General features: G+C 70.5%; 24 protein-coding genes and 5 pseudogenes. 20 read left to right on the top strand and 9 right to left on the bottom strand.

Annotation, left to right across the window (positions count from 1 at the left end):
• Positions 1-131: 131 nt before the first annotated feature.
• Positions 132-527: pseudogene (locus ABIE67_RS42010) on the bottom strand (hypothetical protein); the annotation flags it as partial.
• Between ABIE67_RS42010 and ABIE67_RS42015 the strand changes: the two are divergent.
• From ABIE67_RS42015 to ABIE67_RS42055, 9 genes and pseudogenes are all read left to right on the top strand, one after another.
• Positions 523-1539, top strand: a pseudogene (locus ABIE67_RS42015) (enolase C-terminal domain-like protein); the annotation flags it as partial. The pseudogenes ABIE67_RS42010 and ABIE67_RS42015 sit on opposite strands and share 5 nt — an antisense overlap.
• Positions 1536-2294 (top strand): SDR family NAD(P)-dependent oxidoreductase, encoded by a 759-nt coding sequence (locus ABIE67_RS42020; RefSeq protein ID WP_370266827.1) that lies wholly within the window; start codon positions 1536-1538, stop codon positions 2292-2294. The pseudogene ABIE67_RS42015 and the gene ABIE67_RS42020, both read left to right, overlap by 4 nt.
• Positions 2291-3337, top strand: coding sequence for an aldo/keto reductase (locus ABIE67_RS42025; RefSeq protein ID WP_370266828.1), 1047 nt, complete (start codon positions 2291-2293; stop codon positions 3335-3337). Before ABIE67_RS42020 ends, ABIE67_RS42025 begins: the two co-directional genes overlap by 4 nt.
• Positions 3334-3645 (top strand): L-rhamnose mutarotase, encoded by a 312-nt coding sequence (locus tag ABIE67_RS42030; protein ID WP_370266829.1) that lies wholly within the window; start codon positions 3334-3336, stop codon positions 3643-3645. Before ABIE67_RS42025 ends, ABIE67_RS42030 begins: the two co-directional genes overlap by 4 nt.
• A complete protein-coding gene (locus ABIE67_RS42035) occupies positions 3642-4550 on the top strand; it encodes an amidohydrolase (protein ID WP_370266830.1) in 909 nt (302 codons plus the stop codon). Before ABIE67_RS42030 ends, ABIE67_RS42035 begins: the two co-directional genes overlap by 4 nt.
• Before the next feature lie 57 nt (positions 4551-4607).
• Positions 4608-4925: a hypothetical protein gene (locus ABIE67_RS42040; RefSeq protein WP_370266831.1), complete on the top strand. Its 318-nt coding sequence runs from the start codon at positions 4608-4610 to the stop codon at positions 4923-4925.
• Positions 4926-5261: 336 nt separating this feature from the next.
• Positions 5262-5903, top strand: coding sequence for a lactate utilization protein C (locus tag ABIE67_RS42045; RefSeq protein WP_370266832.1), 642 nt, complete (start codon positions 5262-5264; stop codon positions 5901-5903).
• A gap of 136 nt (positions 5904-6039) precedes the next feature.
• Positions 6040-6447, top strand: a complete 408-nt coding sequence (locus tag ABIE67_RS42050) for an RICIN domain-containing protein (protein WP_370266833.1) — start codon at positions 6040-6042, stop codon at positions 6445-6447.
• Between the two features lie 227 nt (positions 6448-6674).
• Positions 6675-7628, top strand: coding sequence for an expansin EXLX1 family cellulose-binding protein (locus ABIE67_RS42055; RefSeq protein ID WP_370266835.1), 954 nt, complete (start codon positions 6675-6677; stop codon positions 7626-7628).
• A 109-nt stretch (positions 7629-7737) separates the two neighbouring features.
• Here ABIE67_RS42055 and ABIE67_RS42060 read toward each other — a convergent pair whose 3' ends face one another.
• Positions 7738-10641, bottom strand: coding sequence for a glycoside hydrolase family 48 protein (locus ABIE67_RS42060; protein ID WP_370269466.1), 2904 nt, complete (start codon positions 10639-10641; stop codon positions 7738-7740).
• Positions 10636-10794, bottom strand: a pseudogene (locus tag ABIE67_RS42065) (Ig-like domain-containing protein); the annotation flags it as partial. The pseudogene ABIE67_RS42065 and the gene ABIE67_RS42060, both read right to left, overlap by 6 nt.
• Before the next feature lie 110 nt (positions 10795-10904).
• On the opposite strand from ABIE67_RS42065, the gene ABIE67_RS42070 reads away from it, so the two are divergent.
• Positions 10905-11276, top strand: a complete 372-nt coding sequence (locus ABIE67_RS42070) for a hypothetical protein (RefSeq protein ID WP_370266836.1) — start codon at positions 10905-10907, stop codon at positions 11274-11276.
• 263 nt (positions 11277-11539) lie between these two features.
• Positions 11540-12166: a glyoxalase gene (locus ABIE67_RS42075; RefSeq protein WP_370266837.1), complete on the top strand. Its 627-nt coding sequence runs from the start codon at positions 11540-11542 to the stop codon at positions 12164-12166.
• A gap of 127 nt (positions 12167-12293) precedes the next feature.
• Here the strand turns inward: ABIE67_RS42075 and ABIE67_RS42080 are convergent, their stop codons facing one another.
• Positions 12294-12605 (bottom strand): hypothetical protein, encoded by a 312-nt coding sequence (locus ABIE67_RS42080; RefSeq protein WP_370266838.1) that lies wholly within the window; start codon positions 12603-12605, stop codon positions 12294-12296.
• A 166-nt stretch (positions 12606-12771) separates the two neighbouring features.
• Between ABIE67_RS42080 and ABIE67_RS42085 the strand changes: the two are divergent.
• The 3 genes and pseudogenes from ABIE67_RS42085 to ABIE67_RS42095 form a co-directional block, all read left to right on the top strand.
• Positions 12772-13107: pseudogene (locus ABIE67_RS42085) on the top strand (sigma factor); the annotation flags it as partial.
• Between the two features lie 223 nt (positions 13108-13330).
• Entirely contained in the window at positions 13331-14002 is a 672-nt protein-coding gene (locus ABIE67_RS42090) for a phosphotransferase family protein (RefSeq protein ID WP_370266839.1), read from the top strand.
• A gap of 64 nt (positions 14003-14066) precedes the next feature.
• Positions 14067-14597 carry a cupin domain-containing protein gene (locus ABIE67_RS42095; protein ID WP_370266840.1) on the top strand — a complete coding sequence of 177 codons (531 nt, stop codon included), beginning with the start codon at positions 14067-14069 and terminating at the stop codon, positions 14595-14597.
• A gap of 201 nt (positions 14598-14798) precedes the next feature.
• Here ABIE67_RS42095 and ABIE67_RS42100 read toward each other — a convergent pair whose 3' ends face one another.
• Together ABIE67_RS42100 and ABIE67_RS42105 are read right to left on the bottom strand one after the other, a co-directional pair.
• On the bottom strand, positions 14799-15119 hold the full coding sequence (locus tag ABIE67_RS42100) for an SMI1/KNR4 family protein (RefSeq protein WP_370266841.1): 321 nt from the start codon (positions 15117-15119) through the stop codon (positions 14799-14801).
• 244 nt (positions 15120-15363) lie between these two features.
• The gene (locus ABIE67_RS42105; protein ID WP_370266842.1) at positions 15364-16635 is read right to left on the bottom strand and encodes an NAD(P)H-binding protein; all 1272 of its coding nucleotides are present in this window, start codon (positions 16633-16635) and stop codon (positions 15364-15366) included.
• Positions 16636-17004: 369 nt separating this feature from the next.
• Between ABIE67_RS42105 and ABIE67_RS42110 the strand changes: the two genes are divergently transcribed.
• On the top strand, positions 17005-17916 hold the full coding sequence (locus ABIE67_RS42110) for a UTP--glucose-1-phosphate uridylyltransferase (protein ID WP_370266843.1): 912 nt from the start codon (positions 17005-17007) through the stop codon (positions 17914-17916).
• Here ABIE67_RS42110 and ABIE67_RS42115 read toward each other — a convergent pair.
• The 3 genes and pseudogenes from ABIE67_RS42115 to ABIE67_RS42125 all read right to left on the bottom strand — a co-directional run bounded on the left by ABIE67_RS42115 (position 17911) and on the right by ABIE67_RS42125 (position 19307).
• On the bottom strand, positions 17911-18258 hold the full coding sequence (locus ABIE67_RS42115; RefSeq protein ID WP_370266844.1) for a hypothetical protein: 348 nt from the start codon (positions 18256-18258) through the stop codon (positions 17911-17913). The two genes, ABIE67_RS42110 and ABIE67_RS42115, sit on opposite strands and share 6 nt — an antisense overlap.
• A gap of 2 nt (positions 18259-18260) precedes the next feature.
• Positions 18261-18748: pseudogene (locus ABIE67_RS42120) on the bottom strand (carboxymuconolactone decarboxylase family protein).
• 91 nt (positions 18749-18839) lie between these two features.
• A complete protein-coding gene (locus ABIE67_RS42125) occupies positions 18840-19307 on the bottom strand; it encodes an Rrf2 family transcriptional regulator (RefSeq protein WP_370266845.1) in 468 nt (155 codons plus the stop codon).
• Between the two features lie 278 nt (positions 19308-19585).
• On the opposite strand from ABIE67_RS42125, the gene ABIE67_RS42130 reads away from it, so the two are divergent.
• From ABIE67_RS42130 to ABIE67_RS42150, 5 genes are read left to right on the top strand one after another with little or no spacing between them, the layout of a single operon-like run.
• Positions 19586-19771: a hypothetical protein gene (locus ABIE67_RS42130; protein ID WP_370266846.1), complete on the top strand. Its 186-nt coding sequence runs from the start codon at positions 19586-19588 to the stop codon at positions 19769-19771.
• Between the two features lie 21 nt (positions 19772-19792).
• The gene (locus tag ABIE67_RS42135) at positions 19793-20503 is read left to right on the top strand and encodes a hypothetical protein (protein ID WP_370266847.1); all 711 of its coding nucleotides are present in this window, start codon (positions 19793-19795) and stop codon (positions 20501-20503) included.
• Positions 20500-21444, top strand: coding sequence for a hypothetical protein (locus ABIE67_RS42140; protein WP_370266848.1), 945 nt, complete (start codon positions 20500-20502; stop codon positions 21442-21444). Before ABIE67_RS42135 ends, ABIE67_RS42140 begins: the two co-directional genes overlap by 4 nt.
• Positions 21441-22361: a hypothetical protein gene (locus ABIE67_RS42145; RefSeq protein ID WP_370266849.1), complete on the top strand. Its 921-nt coding sequence runs from the start codon at positions 21441-21443 to the stop codon at positions 22359-22361. The genes ABIE67_RS42140 and ABIE67_RS42145 overlap by 4 nt, the downstream gene beginning before the upstream one ends.
• Positions 22358-23437: a serine hydrolase domain-containing protein gene (locus ABIE67_RS42150; protein WP_370266850.1), complete on the top strand. Its 1080-nt coding sequence runs from the start codon at positions 22358-22360 to the stop codon at positions 23435-23437. The genes ABIE67_RS42145 and ABIE67_RS42150 overlap by 4 nt, the downstream gene beginning before the upstream one ends.
• The last annotated feature ends 63 nt before the right edge of the window (positions 23438-23500 follow it).

Here is a 23500-nt window from a genome sequence, read left to right on the forward strand (position 1 = left end):
GCCTTGGTCAGCCGCTTCGCAGCCGTGACGGTCTGCTCCCCCCCCCCGCGGCCCCGAGGCCACCACGGCGTGGTTGTAGCCGTTGGCGGGAGGCACGCCCCGGGGCGTACGAGGTGGCGCATCGTCACGTCCTACTCATCCGGGTCCCAGGCGCTGAGCTGCTCGAAGACACGTCGGTCGCCGTCGAGCTTCAGGGAGGTGACCGGGATACGGTCGTACAGGATGAGGACCAGCTCGCTGGCCGTGCCCCGAGCGGAGAAGAAGGCGGCGGCAGCGTCCGGGTCCTGGCCGGTAGCGGTGTCCGGCATGGTGCCGGGCCCGGGGAGGCGGGCGGTCCGTGCGCCGTCGGCGGAAAGCGAGAGGCGCCAGGAGCGGCCCTCTGAGGCGTGGAAGTCGATTGCAGCGGGCTTGTGCGGCCAGGCACTTGTCGTTGCGACGCAGGTGGACAGGAACTCGTCGACACCGTCGAGCGCCACCTCGTCCGGCAGCGGCTGCGGGGCACCTACGGTGATCTGGGCGTCGTACGTGAAGGGCGTGATGCACATGGCCATCGGCGCCGTCGTCAACGCCGTGTGGGACCTGGCCGCCAAGCGCGCCGGACAGCCCCTGTGGCGGCTGCTCGCCCACGCCGACCCCGAGTGGCTGGTCTCCCAGGTCGACTTCCGCTACATCGCCGACGCCCTCACCCCCGAGGAAGCCCTCCAACTGCTGCGCGAGGGCCGCCCCGGGCTCGCGGAGCGCGAGGCCGTCCTGCTGGAGCGCGGTTACCCCGGCTACACCACCTCTCCGGGCTGGCTCGGCTACTCCGACGACAAGCTCACCCGGCTGGCCAAACAGGCGGTCACCGACGGCTTCACCCAGATCAAGCTCAAGGTCGGCGCCGACCTCGCCGACGACATCCGCCGTATGCGCACCGCCCGCGCCGCCGTCGGCGAGGGGATCCGCATCGCCATCGACGCCAACCAGCGCTGGAACGTGGACGAGGCGGTCGAGTGGACCAAGGCGCTCGCCGAGTTCGACCCGTACTGGATCGAGGAGCCCACCAGCCCCGACGACATCCTCGGCCACGCCGCCGTCCGCCGGGGCGTCGCCCCCGTGAAGGTCGCCACCGGCGAACACGTGCAGAACCGCATCGTCTTCAAGCAGCTCCTCCAGGCCGGCGCCATCGACGTGCTCCAGATCGACGCGGCCCGGGTCGGCGGGGTCAACGAGAACCTCGCGATCCTGCTGCTCGCCGCGAAGTTCGGGGTGCCGGTGTGCCCGCACGCCGGCGGAGTGGGCCTGTGCGAGCTGGTGCAGCACCTGTCGATGTTCGACTTCCTGGCGCTGTCCGGTACGACCGAGAACCGCGTGATCGAGTACGTCGACCACCTCCACCAGCACTTCATCGCACCCGTGGTGATCCGGGACAGCCACTACAGCGCGCCGCTGGCGCCCGGTTTCTCCGCCACCATGCGGGAGGAGTCCATCGCCGAGTTCCGCTACCCGGACGGGAAGTTCTGGGTGGCCGACCGTGCCGGTCAGGAGGAGGTGGCATGACTGGTCTGGCAGGACTCAGAGCCGTCGTCACCGGGGGCGCGTCCGGCATCGGGCTGGCCACGGCCCGCGCACTGGCGGCGCAGGGCGCGGCAGTGGCCGTGCTCGACCTCGATCCGGGCGGCGTCAGCGAACCGCTGCTCGGTTTCAAGGCCGACGTCGGCGACGACACCTCCGTGCGTGCCGCCGTGGAACAGGCCGCCGAGCGGCTCGGCGGCCTGGACATCCTCGTGAACAACGCGGGCATCGGCGCGGCGGGCACCGTGGAGGACAACACCGACGAGCAGTGGCACCGAGTCCTGGACGTCAACGTCCTCGGCATCGTTCGCACCACGCGCGCGGCCCTGCCCCACCTGCGCCGCTCCGCGCACGCGTCCGTCGTCAACACCTGCTCCATCGCGGCCACCGCGGGACTGCCACAGCGCGCCCTCTACTCCGCCAGCAAGGGCGCCGTCCTGTCGCTCACCCTGGCGATGGCCGCCGACCACGTCCGCGAGGGCGTCCGCGTCAACTGCGTCAACCCCGGGACCGCCGACACACCATGGGTCTCCCGGCTGCTGGACGCGGCCGACGACCCAGAGGCCGAGCGCGCCGCCCTCAACGCCCGCCAGCCGATGGGACGCCTGGTGACCGCCGACGAAGTCGCCGCCGCCATCGTCTACTTGGCGAGTCCGGCAGCTGCGTCCGTCACCGGCACCGCGCTCGCGGTGGACGGCGGCATGCAGGGACTGCGGCTGCGCCCGGTGGACCGGCCGTGAGGACCACCACGCTGGGCGGCAGCACGGTACAGGTCTCGGAACTGGCGCTTGGCTGCGCCGCCCTCGGCAACCTCTTCCGTCCGGTCACCGACGAGGCCGCCCACGCCACGGTGGAGGCGGCCTGGGACGCCGGCATCCGCACCTTCGACACCGCGCCCCACTACGGTCTCGGCCTGTCGGAACGGCGGCTCGGCGCCGCGCTGCGCGACCGCCCCCGTGACACCTACACCCTCTCCACCAAGGTGGGCCGGCTTCTCGTGCCGGACCTGGAGGGCGACGACGGTGACGACCTCGCCCATGGGTTCGCCGTCTCGGCCACCCACCGCCGGGTCTGGGACTTCAGCGCCGACGGAGTGCTGCGCTCCCTGGAGGCCAGCCTGGAACGTCTCGGCCTCGACCGCGTCGACGTGGCCCTGCTGCACGACCCCGACGACCACGCCGACCAGGCGTTGCGCGAGGCGTACCCGACTATGGAGCGGCTGCGCGACGAAGGCGTGATCGGAGCGATCGGCGTCGGGATGAACCAGTCCGCCCTGCCCGCCCGGTTCCTGCGCGAGACCGACATCGACGTGGTGCTGCTGGCCGGCCGCTACACCCTCCTGGAACAGGACTCGCTCACCGAACTGCTCCCGGAGGCGGCCGCCCGCGGCCGGAGCGTGGTCATCGGCGGGGTCTTCAACTCCGGGCTGCTGACGGCCCCTCGGCCCGGCGCCACATACGACTACGCACCCGCTCCGCAGCCGGTCCTCGACCGGGCGCTGCGGCTCCTCGCGGTCTGCGAACGCCATGGCGTGCCGCTGCGTGCCGCCGCGCTGCGCTTCCCGTTCGGCCATCGCGCGGTCGCGAGCGTCCTGACCGGCGCGCGTACCCCCGAGGAGGTGCGCGACACGGTGGAGCAGCTGCGGCGCCCGATTCCGGAGGCGCTGTGGGACGAGTTGCGCGCCGAGGGCCTGCTGGACCAGGACACCCCCGTCCCCGCAGCCACACCGGTGGGCGAAGCCGCGCCGACCGGGGAAGCCATGCCGTCGAAGGAGCCGTCATGAGGGTTGCCCTGCACACCAAGGTCCGTGCCGACCGCATCGAGGAGTACGAGGCCGCGCACCGCGAGGTGCCCGAGGAGCTCACCGCCGCCATCCGCGCCGCGGGGGTGCGGGAGTGGACGATCTGGCGCAGCGGCACGGACCTGTTCCATGTGCTGGAGGTCGAAAACTACCAGGCGGTGATCGCCGAACTCGACAAGCTGCCCGTCAACATCGCCTGGCAGGCCCGGATGGCCGACCTGCTCGACATCGTCCACGACTACTCCGCGCAGGGTGCGGAAGCCTCGCTGCCGGTGGTGTGGCAACTGTGACCGGAGCGGAGACCGTGCCCGGCATCGTGGACGCCCACCACCATGTGTGGGACCTGTCCGTCCGCGACCAGGACTGGATCAGCGGGGACGAACTCGCCCCGCTACGACGCGACTTCACCCTCGCCGACGTGGCACCGGAGGCCCGCGCGGCCGGTGTCACCGCCACCGTGCTGGTACAGACGATCACCGTGCCGGAGGAGACCCCGGAATTCCTTGCTCTGGCCGCTGACAGCGACCTGGTCGCCGGGATCGTCGACTGGACCGACCTGACCGCCCCCGACGTCGCCGAGACCCTCGCGGAGCTGCGCGCGGGCCCCGGCGGGGAGCACCTGGTGGGCCTCCGCCATCAGGTGCAGGGCGAGCCGGACCCGCGCTGGCTCGTACGCCCCGAGGTACTGCGCGGCCTTTCCGCCGTCGCCGATGCGGGACTCGTCTACGACCTCCTGGTGAAGCCCCACCAACTCGCGGCGGCCGTCGAGGCCGCACAGCGCCTCCCCGGCCTCACCTTCGTCCTCGACCACCTCGGCAAACCGCCCATCGCGTCCGGTGAACTCGCCCCCTGGGCGCAGCAGATCCGGCGCCTCGCCGCACTCCCCAACACCGTCTGCAAACTCTCCGGCATGGTCACGGAAGCCGACTGGGGCTCGTGGACCATCGCGGCCCTCACGCCGTACGCCGACACCGTGCTCGACGCCTTCGGACCCGAGCGGCTGATGTTCGGCTCCGACTGGCCCGTCTGCCGGCTCGCCGCCACGTACGCCGAAGTGATCGCCGTTGCACGCGAGTTGACGGCCGGGCTCGGGCCGGCCGAGCGTCACGACGTCTTCACCGGCACGGCCGTGCGGACCTACGACCTGCCCGTCACCGCACGGCCGGCCCCGCCCCAGGAAACCCCATGCGCATAGTCCTCTTCATCACCTGCACCTGGCCGAGATCCTGGCCGCCACGGAAGGGGACGTGCGGTGAGCGGTGCCGACAACGTCGTATGGCTGGGCACCCCGGCCTTCCCCGAGGCGGCGCGCACCGCGCTCGCCGACACCCGGCTGCGGGTGAACCTGCGCCGCGCGACCGGCACCATCCGCGACAAGAGGCTGGCGGTCGCCGCCGAACTGGAGGACTGGGAGGAACTGCGGGAGACAGCCGCGACGATCAAGCGGCACACCCTCCGCCACCTCGACCACCATCTCCTGCGCCTGGAGAAAGCAGTGACCGCCGCGGGGGGAGTGGTCCACCCTTCGCCTCGACCCTGTGCGGCGCCTGTTACGACGCCTGCCCGGTGAAGATCAACATTCCCGAGGTGCTGGTCCATCTGCGCGCCGAGGCCGTGGAGGCCAAACGCCGGGACCGACTGCTCCTCACGGCCGAGGCACTCGCCATGAAGGCCGCGGGCGCCGTCCTGAACTCACCGCGGCGACTGGCCGCCGTCCAGCGGATGGCCGCCATGGGAGCCCGGCTGGTGGCCCGGGACGGCCGCATCGGCGCCCTGCCCGGTCCGTTCGCCCGCTGGTCCGGCACCCGGGACACCCCGGAGCCGGCCCGCGAGCCCCTGCGCGCTGGTGGCGCCGTACGCGACCACCCGCGAGCGAAGACAGCCGTACGACGGCGGAGAGGAAGGGATGGCGATGAACGGCCGCGAGACCGTCCTGAGCGCGATCAAGGGAGCGCTGTCCGGCGTACCGGACTCCGAGCGCCCCGAAGACGCCCCTCCATCGCGGGGTCGCCGTGCCGACCACGCGGGACCGGACGTCGTCGGGCTGTTCGCCGAGCGTGCCGCCGAGGACCGCGCCACGGTGGTCCGTGTTCCGCCGGCCGATGCCGCGGCGGCGGTCGGTCGCGCGCTGGCCCGCACCGGGGCACGGTCCCTGGTGGTGCCGCCCGGGCTTCCCGAGGGCCTGGTCCCGGAGGGCCCCTGGTCCCCGCTGACGGACGTCCCGCCGCTGACCGTCGGACAACTCGACGCGGCGGACGCCGTGGTCACCACCGTCGCCACCGCCATCGCCGTCACCGGCACCTTGACCCTCGACCACGGTCCGGGCCAGGGGCGGCGGGGCCTGACCCTGCTTCCGGACCAGCACATCTGCGTGGTCCGGGCGGACCAGATCTCGCCCGATGTGCCCGAGGCACTGCGCGTGCTCGATCCCTACCGCCCGCTGACGCTGATCTCCGGCCCCTCGGCCACCAGCGACATCGAACTGGACCGTGTCGAGGGCGTGCACGGGCCCAGGGCCCTGGACATCGTCGTGGTGGGGGACGTGTAGCCGAGGGCGCCGTGCCCGTCTCAACCTCTGACTAGACGGTCGATAGAGATCCTATGTTTTCTCGTCCTCGACTTCCAGCGGCAGTGTCATGAACAGGCGCGTTTCAAATTCTCTGTCTTCGCTCTAGACGCCGGGCGTGTCTGTGTCTGTTAATACATCCGATGTCCGTGGGAGTTACGGAAACACCGGCAGCGACGGCACCCCGATCATCCAGTGGACCGCCAACGGTGGCACGCCGCAGCAGTGGACGGTCACCGACCTGGGCCACGGCTACTACAAGCTGGTCTGCGTGCGCAGCGGCAAGGCCCTCGACGACAACAACAGCACCGCCGACAGCGCGGTGATGGTGCAGCGGACCGACAACGGCAGTCGTCAGCAGCAGTGGGCCGTCACCGCGCTGGGCAACGGCGCGTTCCGGCTCATCAACCGGCACAGCGGAAAGGCGCTGGACAACGCCAACAACGCCGCGGACAACACCCAGATGATCCAGTGGACCCCCAACGGCGGCGCCCCGCAGCAGTGGAACATGACCAAGGTCGGCTGAGCGGCCTCCACAGAAGCGGTGACCTGCGCCCGAAGCAGGCCGTGCTCCCACCTGAGGGTTTTGGGTGGGAGCACGGCGGCGTCTGACGTCACAGAGACCGTGCCCCGCACTTACGTCCGGCTGCTCATGTCCGTGGACCCGACCCGATCGAAAATCGGCGGCAACCTTTTCGCCACCTGTGGCCACTGAGCAGTGCAACACCGACACGCTCTTCCGAACGGATGAACATGCAAGAGACACGCCGGGCCGCGCGGCAGCGCAGGCACAGACGCCGGCTGATGGTGGGCACCACCGCGGGGCTGGTCGTCACAGGTCTTCTCGTCTGCCTGGTCATGACGATGCAATCCGACCGCGAGGAGGATGCCGGGCGGGCCCCGGCCACGGCCGTCGCCAACTCCGAGGAAACTCTCCCGCCGACATCGCCGGGGCAGAAGTCCTCCACACCCTCTCCGTCCCCCTCCTCCCCGACCCCGTCGGCCGGCGCCACGACCCCGCAGGCTTCACCGACCCCGTCGGCGTCGCCGTCATCGGCTGCTCCGCGGACGGCTCCTGCCACGCCATCCCTGGCCGGACGGATCCGGCCCCAGGGCACCTACCAGGGAGTCGCCACCGTCTACAAGGCCGGGGTCGGGGACGGCGCCTGCTCGTACGGTCCGAGCGGCGACATGATGATCGCGGCGATGAACACCACCGACTACGAGACGTCCGCGGCCTGTGGGGCCTACGTGCTCGTCCGCGCGGCGAACGGCAACTCCGTCACCGTCCGGATCACCAACGAATGCCCGCTGCCCTGTGCACCGGGGCAACTCGACCTCAGCGAACAGGCCTTCGCCGAACTGGCCCCCGTCTCGACGGGCCGGATCGCGATCACCTGGAGCCTGCTGAGCCCCGACACGGCGGGCACGATCTCGATCCGCTACAAGACCGGCTCCAGCCCCTACTGGTGCGGCATTCAGGCGATAGGCCACCGCAACCCGCTCGCTCGGCTGGAGGTCCGCACCGGCGGCGGCTGGCGCCAACTGGCCCGCACCGACTACAACTACTTCCTCTCGCCCGACGGTAGCGGGTGCGGCGGTGCGATCAGGCTCACCGACATCTACGGAGAACGACTGACGCTCAACGGGATCGCTTTGCGGCCGGAGGCGGTGCAGTCGACGGGGGTCCAGTTCGCCCGGCACTGACCCTGCCGCCCACAGTGAAACACTGTGGAGCCCGGGGGCGCTGTGCGGCCTCCGGGGACCCGCCGGTCGGTGTGGAGGGACCAGGCGGGCCCCGGAGGGTGAGCGTGTGTCACACGGTGGTGCAGGCGGTGCCGTTCAGGCTGAAGCCCGAGGCCCTGGCGAAGGCGCCGCTTGAGGTGCCCTGGAACCCGAAGGTCACTTGGCCGCCGGCGGCTATCTCCGCGTTGTGGGCCATGTTGCTCGCTGTGACGGCTCCCGACGACCCGGACATGTTCGCGTTCCAGGCATTGGTGATCTGCTGCCCGGAGGGGAGGGTGAACGCGAGCTTCCAGCCGCTGACGCGGGAGGAACCGGTGTTGGTGATGGTGACGGCGGCGGTGAAGCCGCCCTGCCAGGAGTTCGCCCCGTACGCCACCTTGCAGGCCGTGGAACCGCCGGGGTCACCCGGACCGCCCGGACCGCCCGGGTCACCGGAGGAGCCCGTGTTGACGGTGGAGGAGAACGAGTTCACGCCGAGGCCCGCACCGTTCTGCCAGGGCTCGAACCCCGCCTGAACACTCGTCATGTACCAGTTGTTCTGCGCGAGTCCCCGGGAGACGGTCTGGCGGACGAAGTCCATGACGTCGAAGGACCAACTGGTGATCGCCGAGGGAGCGACGAACGACAGCACGTCGTTCATGCCGTTGCTGCCGGACCACACCTGCCAGTCGCGCCCGCCCACGCCGGCGTTGCCGACCGGGGAGCCGATGGGCTGGATCGGTCCGACCTTGTTGAGCCAGATCATGATCTCGGTCCGGTTCACGCCGTCGGTGCGGGGCGTGGGGTCGAGCCAGATGTCGTACGAGGCGTTGTACGCCGCGTCGTTCACATAGTTGTAGGAGAGCGAGGACGAGTCGATGGTCTCGCCGTTCGGCGTCTTGCCCGTCCAGCCGCTCGGCACGTAAACGCTGTCGTCGAACCGGCTGTAGTCGCTGCGGGTCTCCGGAACAGCGACACCGAGGCTGTCCTGGTAGTTGCTCCACATGCCGTCCAGCAGCGCCTTCGCCGTGGACTTCGCCTTCGCGTCACCGGACTTGGCGCCGTAGTACGTGAGCGTCTTGGCGTACGCGGCCGCCACGCCGACGTCGTTGGTGTAGTCGGCGACGGTGACGTGAAGTCCGCTGTTGGCGCCGGGACTTGACGGGTTCCAGGTGTCGGGCTGGCCCGACCACTGGAGAGTGGAGGGGATCTGGTAGGTGCCGTCCGGGTTGATCGTGGTCTTGGACAGCGCCCACTTGACCCACTTGTCGAGGACCGCCTTCGCGGCGGCGTTCCCGGTCTGCTGGTAGTACTCGGCGACCCGCTCCATGGACCACGCCTGGAAGCCGAACCACTGGTTGGACGGCGGGTCGTGGTAGACCGGCTGCTGGTCGTAGTACATGCCGTAGAACGTGGACTTCCCGGCCGGCGGGGTCGCGTAGCGGCCCGCCCAGCTGTTGGTCGAGCCGCCGGCGATCGCGCCCTCGTCCGACCGCAGCCAGCGGTAGAACTCCATCTGCCGCTGGAGCGACTTGCTCCAGTCGGCCGCGCCGGTCGACGACTTGGGCTTCAGGTCGGCGTGGGCGCTGAGCGCGTATGTGGCCAGCGGGTTCTGGTAGCCGCTGTGGGCGAAGTTGGATCCGATGCGCCAGGCCCAGCCCCCACTGGTGTCGGTGGAGCCGCCCCAGGCGTAGTACCAGGACATCAGGTAGTGAGAGGCGTCCTTGCCGGTACCGGCCGGGCAGGACGAGGGCCCCACGCAGTTGCCGATCTTCTTGAAGTACTTGTCGTACATTGCGTAGCGCAGGTAGTCGCCCATCTTGGCCGCCTTGGCGACCGTGCCCGACACCGCCGAGCCCTTGCCCTGCTGCTTCGCCCACAGGTCCGCCCAGTACGCGGCCTGCACCGCGCGTGCGTCGGCGTCCGGGGCGGTGGTGTACTTGCACTGCTTGGCGTACGACTTGTCCCCGGTGAACAGGTCCAGGTAGCCGTTCTTCCCGCCGTACTTGGAGGCGTCGCAGGTCGGCTGCGGCACCGTCTCCCACACCGACTCCTGCGGGCCGCGCTGGAAGGTGTTCACGTACGACGGTCCGGTCTCCGTCGGGCCGGCCTCGCACTTGCCGCCTGGGGTGTTGCCGAAACCGTAGGTGTTGTCGACGTCCTGGATCCAGTGCATGCCGTAGACGTCGTCCGTGTTGTAGGCCGACTTCAGCTCACCGGCGAGCGGGTCCGAACTGACGGGCACGGACGGGTCGAGCGCCGTCGGATACTGCTGCGGCGTATCCTCCTCCGGCCCGTAGGTCGCCGGCTTGGAGGCGGTGTAGAACGAGTTGGTCGGCTGGTCGGCGTGGGTGGGGATCATGTACTTCTCCATGATCTCCCAGGCGCCGTTGAACTTGGTCCAGTCGCTGGTGATCTTCCCGTACATGGCCTGGAGCCAGAGCAGATAGCTGTAGGCCTCCGACGTGGTCTCGTGGCCGTGGTCCGGCGCCTCGACGATCAGCGTCTCGACCGAGTGGTAGGGGATGCCCTCGGGGGAGAAGTAGCCGTTCGCCGGGTTGGTGATCTTGCCGTAGAGCTCCAGGAAGCGGGCGCCGTAGGCCTTGGACGCCGCGATCTGGGTGACCGTCACCGCTGCCTTGCCGTGCCCAGGAGCTGTCGACTCGAAGGTCGCCGCCCCCGTGCCGGAGGAGTCCGCAGTGAGGGTCACCTTCTGGGCGGTGCTCCAGTTCGACGGGGTGAAGGTGAGCGACGCCCCGCCGGTCACGGACAGCCCCGTGTTGCCGCCGGTCCGAGCGGTCGTCACGGTCACGTTGGCCGAGGGCTGGGTCGAGAGTTTCACGTCGTACGTCGCCGACTTGCCCTGCTGGACGGCGAGTTGGGTGGTCGAGGCCACCACGGCGGGGTCCGCGGCGACCGTGATGCCGACCGGGGTGGACTCCGCAGACGCGCCCAGGCTGTCGTACGCCTTCGCCAGCAGGGAATGACTGCCCACGGTCAAACCAGAGGCGGAGTGCGTGTAGGGCGCGCTGGTGTCCGTGCCCAGCAGCGTGGTGTCGTCGTAGAACTCCACCTTGCTGATCGTCGCGCCGTCCGCGCGGAATCCTGTGATGAGCGGCGTGAACACCCTAAGCAGGGCGCCCGGCACGGGCGTTACGGCGCCCGCTGGGCATCAGACCTTCCTTCCGGAGAGGGCCCTGGGCGCAGGGGCGGAGCCCGCCGTCGGCGACCGCCATGCCGGCGAGCGCCCCTTCGCAGGTGATCAGCCTGTACCGCGACGGCCGCCTGGTGACCGCTCACGCCTGGTGGGCCGACCCCGCCGAGATGCCGACGCAGGAGGAGGCGCAGAACCGGGCGACCGCGCTGGCGGCTGCCTACGGCATGACGGACCACCGACCCCTCACCGCGGTACTGCGCGGTACCGGTGATCCACGGCAGCACCTCGACGAGGCGTTCGCCACGCTCGGTCTGCCCTCACTCCCGGCCGGCTTCGGGTATCGCCCCGAGCCTCTGGCCGAGGTGCGGGGCGCCCAGCTGGTCGAGCGGCGGTCCTTCTTCCGAGCGATCAAGGAGTCGCTGTCTTCCGAGCGTGACCGCGCCTCCGACGGGGAGCTGCCCCCGCTGACCTGACCTGACCTGACCTGACCTGCCGATGGTGGACCCCGGTCACCGAATGGAGCAATCCCGGCGGGATCGCGCCGTACGCACACGTCACGGTCCTGGTCCTGCACCCGGGCATCTGGCCGGCCCGCGCGAGCGCAAGGAAGCGATGGTGATCTGACCATGTGAGGCACTCGCGTCGCCGGGCTCGGCCGCTCGGTCGTGCTGCTGCGATGCGTTTCGGTCAGGAATCGAGAAGCGCCGGTCTCGTGGTCGTAGCTAGCGTCTTTGCCATGACTTCCATCGCATCCGTCACTCTTGAGGTGGCCGACCCCGCAGCCGCCGACCGCTTCTACACCACCGCGTTCGAGCTGGGCAGCCAGGTACGCCTGCGGGCGTCGGAGACACCGTCGACCGGCTTCCGCGGCTTTACGCTGTCGCTCGTGGTGTCCCAGCCGGCCAACGTCAACGCCCTCATCGACGCAGCCGTCGAGGCCGGTGCCGCGACGCTGAAGCCCGCCGGCAAGTCGCTCTGGGGCTATGGAGGCGTCGTACAGGCTCCCGACGGGACGATCTGGCAGGTCGCGTCGTCGTCGAAGAAGGACACCGGCCCGGCCACCCGGCAGTTCGACGAGCTCGTGCTCCTGCTCGGCGTCGAGGACGTGAAGGCCAGCAAGCAGTTCTACGTCGAGCACGGCCTCACCGTGGCGAAGAGCTTCGGCGGCAAGTACGTCGAGTTCGCCACCGGGTCCGATCCCGTCAAGCTCGCGCTGTACAAGCGCCGTGGCCTGGCCAAGGTCGCCGGCGTCTCTGCCGACGGCACCGGGTCGCACCGGCTCACGATCGGCAGCGACGCCGAGCCGTTCACCGACCCGGACGGCTTCGCGTGGACCACCGCGTCGGAGACCGCCTCGCTGTGAACCGGGTGAGGCAGCACCCTCCCCAAGTAGGGGCTGGCCTCCTGGACCTGGTCGTCGAGTGTGCGGCCTCGCCCACCGAACCCTTCGACCAACCGGTCCTTGAGCCGGGCCGCTCTCGCATGACGCGCTAACGCTGGGGCCGTACGGCCCATCGCCCGGCGGTGACAGCGGCACCGAGGCCGATCAGTACGAGCCCGAATGTCTTGTCTTCCTCCGCGATCCGCTTGTCCGCGTCGGCCTGGAATGCCGCCTCATCCGCGGCGTAGTCGGCGTCGTAGCCGAGAACATCGTCCCAGTCGCCTGCGGAGGCGCCGACGGCGGCCTGGTCAGCGGTGTCGGAATCGATGCTCGCCGGAATGTAGATGATCAGGCCGATGGCGGCGATCAGTACACCGACGAGGGTGAGGGCGAGTCTGGTGCGGCGGCGTGCGGAACTCATGTGCGGGTCTCCTGGCGCGGGCATTGGTACGGGTGGGACGCCTGAGCAGGGTTGAAGGTTGTAGCCCGCGGTGGGGCCCCGGAGCGCCAGAGGGTCAGGAGCGTCCTGACCCTCCAGCTCTCCGCAGGAGTCCGAGTCGCAGCGTCATGCGCGGTTCGAACCGGCCCTGGCGTTCCTCGACCGGCTCTGCTCGGCCGCCTTGCGCATGACCTGCCATCCGGCCGACGCCGAGGATCTGGTGCAGGAGACGTATGCCGGGGCCTACGCCTCGTTCCGCCGGTTCCGCCGGTTCCGCCAGTTCCGCCGGTTCCGCGAGGGCACGAATCTCAGGGCGTGGCTCTATCGCATGCTCACCACCACGTTCCTCAACTCCTGCCGCGCACAGCCGCGCCGCCCGCAGCGTGACGGCACGGTGGAGACAGAGGACTGGCAGCTTGCCCGCGCCGAGTCGCATACGTCCACAGGGCTGCGCTCCGCGGACTCGGAGGTGCTCGACCGCCTGCACTGTGCTGTCCCGACTGAACCGGCGCCGCACGGGTCGCATGTACGGCGAACCGTGTCGCGCAATGCCTTCGAATGGGCGTGGATGCGGTTCGCATCCCGGCACCAGCCGAACAGCGTGCCCGAGCTGCTGGCCCACGACGCCGAAGCCGGCCTCTTCGCGATGGCGTTCCTGCCCCCCCGAGCAGTACCCGGTCTGGAAGGCACAGCTGTTCGCCGGTCAGGTGGAGGCGGCGACCGCCGCGTCCGTCGGACAACTGCTCGGCAACCTGCACGCGGCGAGCGCCGGCGATGCCACCCTCGCCGAGGAGTTCGACACCGACGACAACTTCCACGCGCTGCGCATCGAGCCGTACCTGCTGGCCACCGCCGCCGCACACCCCGATCTCAGCGACATCCTCCAGGGCCTCGCCGACCGCACGGCCGACACACACCTGGCCCTGGTGCACGGCGACGTCAGCCCCAAGAACATCCTCGTCGGCACCTCGGGGCCTGTGCTGCTGGACGCCGAGTGCGCCTGGTACGGAGACCCGGCCTTCGATCTGGCCTTCTGCCTCAACCACCTGCTCCTCAAGAGCCTCGTCGTACCCGGCCACCGAGCCGACCTCCTCGGCTCGGCCCGGGTGCTGGTCGAGGAGTACGTCCGGTGCGTCGACTGGGAGCCCGTGCCCGTCCTCGAGGCGAGGGCCGCATCACTGCTGCCGGCTCTGCTGCTGGCGCGCGTGGACGGCAAGTCCCCGGTGGAGTACCTCACGGATGACCTGCACCGGCAGTTCGTGCGGACAGTGGCGTCGGGCTTGCTCCGGACACCTGCCCTCACGATGGCGGACGTCCTCGACGTTTGGGCGACCGCGCTCAAGTCCCCGACCGAACCCGGCAGTCGCATACGCGACTGACCCAACCGACTCGACGGATCCGGCGGGCTTGGCGGATCCGCCGGAACCGACCGAGGAGACACACATGCGCAGAGTCGTCACCGGCCATGACGAGAACGGGAAGTCTGTCGTCGTCAGCGACGGCCCCGTGCCGCGCAGCCGGGAGTTCACCAGCCTGCCGGGCTGGGTGTCCCGCCTGCCATGGGCCACCGAACCCGGCGAGCAGGTCAGCCGGACCGGGGAGGACCCCACGCCGAAGGTCACCAGCCTGCTCCCGGCGCCCGGCGGAACACGATTCATCGTCCTGACCTTCCCGCCGGACGCCGCGATGGCCGACCCGGCTTTCGACCCCGTCGCCTTCGACCGCGAACAGCGGGCCGATTCGCCCGGCATCGCCGAACTCATCGGACCCGACGGCATGCACACCACGCCTACCGTCGACTACGGCATCGTGCTGCAGGGCGAGATCGTCCTCGAACTCGACGACGGCCACCGCACCCGGCTCTCGGCAGGGGACATCGTGATCCAGAACGGCACCCGCCACGCCTGGCGCAATCACGGCGACCAACCGGTCACGATGGCCTTCGTTCTCGTCGGCGCGGAACGTGGCCGCTGAGCCGCTGACAGAGCAGGAGCGGCTACCATCCCGAAGCCGGGCAAGTCTTCTCCACGTGAAGCGACCACGGCGGACACGTGTGGCTTCGCAATCGAGGGTTTTCGTCGAACCTTCGAGCCACGCGACCGCCAAGTGCTGCTGGAAGCCATCGACAAATGGTGCCCGCTCACGGATCAGGCACAAATTCCGTGAGGACGCCTGTCAGTAGGGCGAGGGCTCAGCGTCGTCCCATTTCCATCCGGTTTCGGGAAACTGCTCGAGCAGGGCGGAGAACGAAGTTGCCTGGTGGATGGCGGACGACCAGTCCTGAGCGGAGACGTCGAGCAGGACGCGTTCCTGGAAGTCGCCTGCCTCGTTGACTTCGATGATCTCCGCAATGGCATTGATCATCAGGAAGTCGTCCGCCGGAGGAACGAACCGGGCCATGCTCGCTTCGTTGGCCAGGAAGTGTCGGTAGTCCTCGGGAAGACGGACTCCGAAGTGGCGCTCGGCCTGCGCGATCTGGTCGTCGTTCGAACTCATGAGGCCCTTCTATCGCAGGTCTGCCGGCGGTTCGCCTTCGGGTGCCCGCAGCGGAGTCCGGGGGGACGTCGCCATGGTGGGGGAGGGCGATGGCGGGGTCCGGCGCCGGGGTGAAACGGTAGGGCCGGTGGGGGGCCGAACTCGGCGTATGGAGTTGACGTCACCTCGGCGCGGGCCGCGGATGTGTGTCTGCGGCCGAGGTGTGGGAACCGACGACACCGATGCGAGGGACCGACGGCCTCTGTCAGCTGCTGAAGGACCAAGGGCCGAAGCGACCCCACGCGATGAAGATGGCGAGCGCGAGATAGACCGTGTTCAGGAGCACCAGTCTGGACTGACCGAGGCGGCCGTGGGTGATCATGGCGCCGACCATGAGGGCGATCCAGCAGGCGGCCGTCACCGGCACCATGACCGGTGCGATGTCGAGCACGGCTGGCAGGGTCAGGCCGATCGCGGCCAGGAGTTCGAGGACCCCGAGGGTCTTGATGAAGCCGGTGCTTGCGTCCTGCGTCCATTCCCCGCCGTGCTGCGCGGCCAGTCTCGCCTTGGGGATGAAGGTCTTGCTGATGCCGCCGGCCAGGGCGACCGCGGTCAGCAGTCCGGCGGCGATCCAAAGAGCGAGGTTCATGGGTGGACTCCCAGTTTTTGTGTGAGGTGAGTGCGGTGTCGTGGGTATCGGCGGCGCATCAGCCGCCGAAGGCGGGTGCGTTGTCGCGTGCCCAGTCGGCGAAGGTGCGCGCGGGTCGGCCCAGCAGTTCTTCCACAGCGCTGGTGGTGGGTCCGGGGCGGTGGGCGTAGTCGGCCAGGGAGCCGAGCAGGCGGTCGGGGACCTCCTCGGGCAGCCCTTGCGCGAGCATGCCCTGGCGTATGTGCTCCGGCGGGAGTTCCTGAAGGACAGTGCCCGGCCGAGGGCGGCGCCGATGAGGTGCACCTTCTCAACCTGGTCCAGTGACTGTGGCGCGGTCAGCGTGTGGATCGACCCCGGGGGAACGCCGCCGCGGAGGGCGCGTGCGGCGACCGCCGCGATGTCGGTTTCGTGAATGGGCGAGGTCGCGGCTCGGCCGTACGCGCCGCGCACCACGTCACCGGATCTGATCTGCGGCGCCCAGGCCAGTGCATTGGCCGCGAAGTCGGCCAGGCGCAGGACCGTCCAGTCCAGGCCGGAGCTGCTGACGAGGTCCTCGGCGTGCTGGAACTGCGCGGCGAAGCGGGCTTCCCCCGCGGGATGCTCCACGGTGGTGGCCGACAGCAGCACCACACGCTGCACGCCCTGCCGGACGGCGAGCCGCAGGAGTTCGCCAAGTCCCGGGCCGGTGGCGCGCGGGCTGATCTGCAGGGCCTCCACTCCTTCCAGCGCCGCCTCGATCCACTGGGGGCGAAACAGGTCGCCGCTGACGGCTTGGACGTCATCCGGGAGCGCGGCCGAGCCGGGACCGCGCGTGACCGCAGTGATGGCCGTGCTCTCCTGCAGCAGCAGGTTCATCACCTGACGCCCTACGACGCCGTTCCATGCCATCGGCAGGCATGGCAGGGAGCGTGGCCGGAACCCGCCTTGGCAGGGGGTCCATCAGCGCCCGGGCCGCACAGCCGGCACGGCGGGATCGGTCCGCTCGGGCAGTGGAACCCAGTAGTCGAACCGCGTTCGGATCCGGTCCGCTTCCGCCGACGCCACCATGCGTCCTCCGTGGACATGCCGGTCGACTGTCCGGGCCGGGAGGAAGCAAGCCGATGCTCACGCCGGTCGACGAGGAGGAACTGGCCGAATGAGCCCACCCGCGCGCTCCACGCCGCGTGCACTGACCCGCTGAGGGCCACGGCGGGCGTTGGTAGCGTCGACCTTGCGCCGCGCCCGCCGGTACGGTGCCGTTCGACCGAGAGAGATGCGATGTCCCCGACGATTCGCAGGGCCGTGATCCCCGCCGCCGGCCTCGGCTCCCGGCTGCTGCCGCTGACGAAGGCGACGCCGAAGGAGATGCTCCCGGTCGGCGACAAGCCGGTCATCGAGCACACCGTGCGCGAGCTGGTGGACTCAGGCATCACCGACATCACCATCGTGGTCTCCGGCGGCAAGAGCCTCATCCAGGACCACTTCCGCCCCAACCCCGCCCTCGTCGACCAGCTCCGGGCCGACGGCAAGGCGGCCTACGCGGACGCGGTGGAGGAGGTCGCGGAGCTCGCCCGCAAGGGCCACATCACCTACCTCGACCAGTACGGCCCGTACGGCAACGGCACCCCGGTGCTGAACGCCGCCCGCTCCTTCGGGGACGAGCCGGTGCTGGTGCTGTGGCCCGACGACGTCTTCGTGGCCGAGGTCCCGCGCGCCCAGCAGCTGATCCGCGCCTACGAGCAGACCGGCTGCCCGGTGCTGGCCCTGCTGCCGATGGACCCCACCGAGTCCCAGCGCTACGGCGTCCCCATAGTCAAGGAGGACCTCGGCGACGGCCAGCTGCGCATCACCGGTCTGGTCGAGAAGCCCGAGCCCGCCGCCGCCCCGTCGTCGTACGCGGCCATCGGCGGCTACGTCGTCACCCCCGGCATCATCGACGAACTGCGCGAGCAGACCCGTCGCTGGTACGAGCACCGGACCGGTGAGGTCTATCTGACCGACGCCATCAACGCCTACGCCGCCACCCGCGCCGTGTACGGGCAGGTCATCAAGGGCCGCTGGTACGACACCGGCAACCCGGCCGACTACCTGGTCGCCCAGATGGCGTCCGCCCTCGCCCACCCGGAGTACGGCCCCCTCCTGCGGGGCCTGGTCGCCGGCCTCGACGACGACCGGGCCACCCCCTCATAGCGCCGGGTCATCCGTGGCCGCGGGCGCGCCGCTCCGGGCACGGACGAGTGCGATCACGAGGTCGGTCGTGCGGTCGAGGTAGCTGCGGCCGTCGGGCAGGTGCTCCTCCCGGCTGATGTAGCTGCGCGGACCGAGATGGGTGGCCGGGTCGAGCCGATGGACGGTGACCTTGCCGGCGCGGCGGGCACGGTTCCATCCGCTACGGCGCAACAGCCGCCGGCGCTGCGGGAAGATCCAGGTGCCGACCCGCTCGATCCGGTCGTACGCGCTGGTGAGCTGGTGCACCTGCTCGGCATGGGTGAGGCCGTTGGCGCCGTTGTGGAAACCACCGAGCGTGATCACCGTCAGCGGGCAGTGAAGCCGGGTGTGCAGCTCGTCGACCGCGCCGGTGGCGACCTGTTGATGACGCTGATGCGGTTGTAGGCGTTGATGACCGCGAGGAGGGAGATCAGTGCCACGAGTTGGTCCTCGTCGAAGTGCTCGGCGGCGTTGGCCCAGGCCTCGTCGGTGACCCCGCCCGCGGCATCGGCGATGCGGGTGCCCTGTTCCGCCACTTCCAGGGCGGCGCGCTCGGCCTCCGTGAAGACCGTGGCCTCCCGCCAGGCCGCGACCAGGTGCAGGCGCTGCGCGGTCTCCCCGGCGTGAGCGGCGTCCTTGATGTGCATGTCGGTGCAGAAACCGCAGCCGTTGATCTGGCTCGCGCGGATCTTCACCAGCTCCTGGACCGTGCCCGGCAGTGTGGAGTCCGAGACCAGTTTGCCCCGGCGGTGTTGATGTGCCTCAGCACCTTGCCCGCGAGGGGGTTGCCGAAGTAGTCGAGACGCGATTCCACGGTGATCTCCTTGCCCTGTAGTGGGATACACACCACTGACAGAGGAGACACGCGATATGTGACAGGAGTTCGTGCGTGAACTGGGTCTCACCTAGCCCAGCGCGGAGCGCACGATCTGCCGCACGATCGGGGTGCTGTCCAACTCCGCCCTGATCTCGGCGAGATTCTGGGCGGCGAGCGCCTGATGCCACGCTTCCTCCGCCCGGCGCATCGCCGCGTTGACGGCACACGCGCCCGTCGGCGGAGGTGACAGCTCGCCGATCCTGCCGCAGCAGCGGATCTCCGCGCAGTGGAAGAGCCGTGCGTCCCCCTCGATGGCCTCCACCACGTCCAGCAGGGTGATGGCCTCCAGCGACCGGGCCAGGCGAAAGCCTCCGCGCGGCCCGGGCACCGAGACCACCAGGCCGGCGCGGGCGAGTTGCTGCAGCTGCTTGTTGAGATAGGACGCGGAGAGGCCGTGGGCCTCGGCGAGCTGCGCGCTGCCCACGGGGCCGCCGCCGATCATGTCCAGGTTCAGCAGCGTGTGCAGCGCCCACTCGACGCCTTTCGACATTCGCATATTACGGACATTACCTGTCCAGGATCGAGGCGCGGTAATGCGCGCGTGCCGTCCCCGGCGGCCAAGGTCAACTGGCCGCCGGGGTGCGGGAGTTCGGGGTACCCGCGAGCCCGTGTCCGGCACCACCCCGTGCACCGCCCGCTGTTCGCGCGGTGACGATGAGTCCACGGATGTTGAACAAGGGACGTATGTCGCCTTATGGCAAAAGATGCGCGCTTTGTGGCGGTGTGGTGATCTGGGTTGTGGAGGCTATGGCTGACCCCAGAGGAGATGGTGATATGCCTTCCATTGACAAGGTGATCGAAGAGATCACCGGCGTCCGGAGCGACATAGAGGCGGCACTTGACCCCGCCGAACCGGACGGCGTCTACCGCGACAGCCGGGAGTGCGCCGCACTGGCGCTGCTCTCCGCAGACGCCCAGCTGCTGCTGTCCCCGCCGACCCCTCGCCCCAAGAAGGGCTGAGCGGACCGACTGGAGCAGTGAATGGAGCAGTCAGGCACTTCGACCCTCTTGCAGGGCGCGGTGCAGGACATTGCGTCTGACGTGGTCTCCGCCCTTCGGGGTGGAGACCATGTGCGCATGTCCGGCACCGCCACGGCGGACGACCCCGAGGGACACTTCGCCCTCGCAGCCGTACGCGTGCTGGGAGCAGACCTTCTGCTGCCGCACGTTCTCTTCCCGACTCCCCCCGCCCCAGAAGCACTTGCCGTGTTCCGGAACACGGTGGAAGCCTTTCCGCCGCGTGCCGACGCGGCCCCCACCGTCAGGTGGAGCCACTGGGCCATGAGGCGCACCTTGTCGCGGTTCGACGCGCCCCTGGCCGGCCCACCCGGCGGCGACGAGAACGCGGAACCCGACGCCGCCTGGCTCGACGAGGCGACATGGCAGGTTCTGACGCACCAACTCGCGGTCCTGGCCCCCCTCGCGGTGCCCGGCGACGACTGCGCGGTCGCCCGCGCTGCCCGGCGCCGCCCCGTCGACGTGGCCCGGGGCTTCGTACGGGCGGTGCGGCGCAGGGACTGGCAGCAGGCAGCCGGCGCGGGACGCTGGCTGACCCTGATGGAGGGGGTACCGGACACACTCGGCCTCGAAGCGGGGCTGGACTTCGTGGAACTGATGGGTGGCATCGACCCCCGGGTGGCCCTCCAGGTCCAGGCGGCACGGGTCATGCGGGCGGCCGGAGCACTCGTATGACGGCCATGGACGTCGACGAGATCCGGGACATCGGAATCGCCGCGTTCGCCTGGCTGTCCGCACACCGCGACGACTTCGCGCTCGGCGAGGACGCGCTCACCGCGGACGGCCAGGTGGACGCCACCTGGAAACCGCTCGGGGAACTGGCCCAGACGTGTGCGAGCGTCCGCGCGCACAGCCCACCGTGGGACCCGCTGCACGCGTGCGCCGCGGACCTGCTGCGGTACGCCTGGCAGCAGACGGGCCGGGGCGAACTGTTCCTCCGCCTCCAGCGGTTGGAGCCCTTCGCGACCTACCCGCTGGAGGTCTACTCCGTCTTCGCCTCGGCCGGGCTGCGACATCCGGGCTACGAGGCCGCCGCGGCGACGACGGCCCGTACCCGGGGCTGGCGGCTCACCGAGCAGGACCCCACCCGCCGGCTCGGCGTGCTGAAGGCCGAGCGGCGCAGCGGCATCCAGCGCCCGGAGCAGGACGAGCCGACGCTGCGGCGGACCTGGCTGGGCGGACTGCCCGAACCATGGACGTTCGAGCGCTCCTCGGGGTACGCGCTCACCCACGTCGTCTTCCACATCACCGACTGGGGCCGCACCCCCGAGGGCGTCCCCGCCGACCTGGCCGCCTACCTGGCGCACTGGCTGCCGCCCTGGCTCGACACCTGTTTGGACGCCGGCATGTGGGACCTGAGCTGCGAGCTGCTGGTCGTGGCCGCGAGCCTTCCGGTCCCGCCCGATCCCGCGACCCTGCGGGACGCCTGGACCCGGATCGCGCGGGCGCAGCACGACTCCGGCGCGCTTCCGCAGCAGGCGGCCCCTCACGGCGCCACCGGAGCGGACCCGGAGCCGGGCTTCCTGCACTGCTACCACTCCACCCTCATGGCCGCCTTCGCGGCGGCACAGACCGTCACCTGCCTGAGCCGCGAGGCCGAAGGAGTGCCCGGATGACCGACACCCGTCTGATGCACACCGTCGGCGCCCGCGCCCTGGAGTGGCTCTGGGCCCACCGCGACGGATTCCGCCTGGAGCCCGACGTCGATCCGGAAGTGGGGTTCCTGGAGCGCTTCAAACCGGTCGGCGAGCTCGCCCTGATCTGCCGGGTGCTGTTCCGCGAGGGCGTGGCCGGATCGCGGCAGGCCGAACTGGCGCGCAAGCTCCTCGACCACACCTGGCGGCACACCCTGGACGGCGGCCGCATGCTGGTACGGGGCCAGCGCATCGAACCGCTCTCGCCGATCCCGTTCGAGGTGTACCTCCCGTACAAGGAACTGGGGTACAGCGAGCCCGAGGTGGAGCGCGCCACCGTCCTCTACCACCGGCTGGACAGCTGGGCGGCCCTCGAACTGGACCCGACCCGGCGTCTTGGACTGTCCGCGTTCCAGCGCCGGTTCGGCCTCAAGCCCCGGATGCCCGAGGCGGACATCGTCGGCTCCACCTGGCTGGGCCGCACGCCCGAGCCGTGGACGGTCAGCGGGCACATCGCCTACGACGTCACCCACACGGTGTTCCACCTCACCGACTGGGGCGAGCACCCCGAGGGCCTGCCGCCGGACATCGCCGACTACCTCGCCACCTGGCTGCCGGTCTGGATCGACGACTGGCTGGACCTGAAACGCTGGGACCTGCTCGGTGAACTCCTCGTCGTCGACGCCTGTCTGCCCCGTCCCACCCTGGACGAGCGGGCCTGGGAGGGCTTCGCCGCCGCACAGCAGGCGGACGGCGCCATGCCCGCCGTACGCACGATGCCGGAGGGCGAACCGGACGAGCTGTTCGACCTGGTCTACCACCCGACGCTGGTGGCCGCCTTCGCCTCCGTGCTGGCGACCTCCCGCGCCCTGTCCGAGCTGACCCACGCCGCCTCATGACCGGCCGGCCTCTGCCCTGGCCGGGCATCGCCGACGACGCGGAGCAGGCTCGGGCGGGCGGCCCTCCCGGCAGCGACGACGCCCTCAGGGAGCGTCTGGAGAGCGCCGTCGAAGCCGTCGACGCACCCGACGCCGTCTTCGCGGTCTCCCGGCACGGCCGCCGCACGCTGCACTGCGGCGGCACCGCCCCGCCCCCGCCCGTCGCCCGCCAGGACCTGCGCTACGAGATCGGTTCGGCCACGAAGACGTTCACCGGGCTGCTGCTGGCCCGGCTCATCCAGCGGGGCCTGCTGACCGGGGGCGAGCCGGCCGCCGCCTGCCTGGAACCGGGGCGGCGGACCGGCACGGCGCCGGTGACGCTGGCCCACCTCATCACGCACACGGCCGGACTTCCCGCCCTGCCGGCCGACTTCTACCCACGGGCGCTTCCGGCCTGGCGCACCAACCCCTACGGCCGCTATCCGGCCGAGCGGGTGACCGACGCCTTCCTGCGGCACCGCCCCCGGCACCGGCCCGGCACCCGGTGGCACTACTCCAACTTCGGCGTCGCCGTGCTCGGCCACGCACTCGCGGCGGCAGCCGGCACGGCCTGGGAGGAACTGCTCGCCGCACAGGTGCTGCGCCCGCTCGGCCTGAGCGGCACGGCCCTGCGGGCGGAGGATCCGAAGACCGACGCCGTCGGGCACGGCAAGGACGGGCACACGCCCACCCTCGCCTTCGACGCCGGTGGCTTCGAGGCGGCCGGTGCCGTCCGCGCCACTCCGCACGACCTGCTCACGTTCCTCGAAGCCCACCTCGACCCGGCCGGTTCCCCATGGCCCGACGCGCTGCGAGCGGTGTGCACGCCGGTCCTGCGGCGCGGCCTGGGGCACCGGCACGTGCACACGATGGCGTGGTTCCGGCACCCCGCGGACGGCGGTCCGATGTACTTCCACAGCGGTGCGACCCTGGGCCAGCAAGCCTTCCTGGGCTTCCGTCCCGACACGGGGACGGCCCTGGTCGCGCTGTGCACCCGTCGCTTCCGCGCGCACGACCCGTTCGTCGCCACCGCGTACGCGTTCCTGGCGGAGGAGTAGCGGGGGGGGGGACTTGCGGTGCGGGGACAGTGCCCCGCACCGCAAGCCGCACGACCTACGGCT

The organism is Streptomyces sp. V4I8, from assembly GCF_041261225.1.
Taxonomy (GTDB): Bacteria; Actinomycetota; Actinomycetes; order Streptomycetales; family Streptomycetaceae; genus Streptomyces.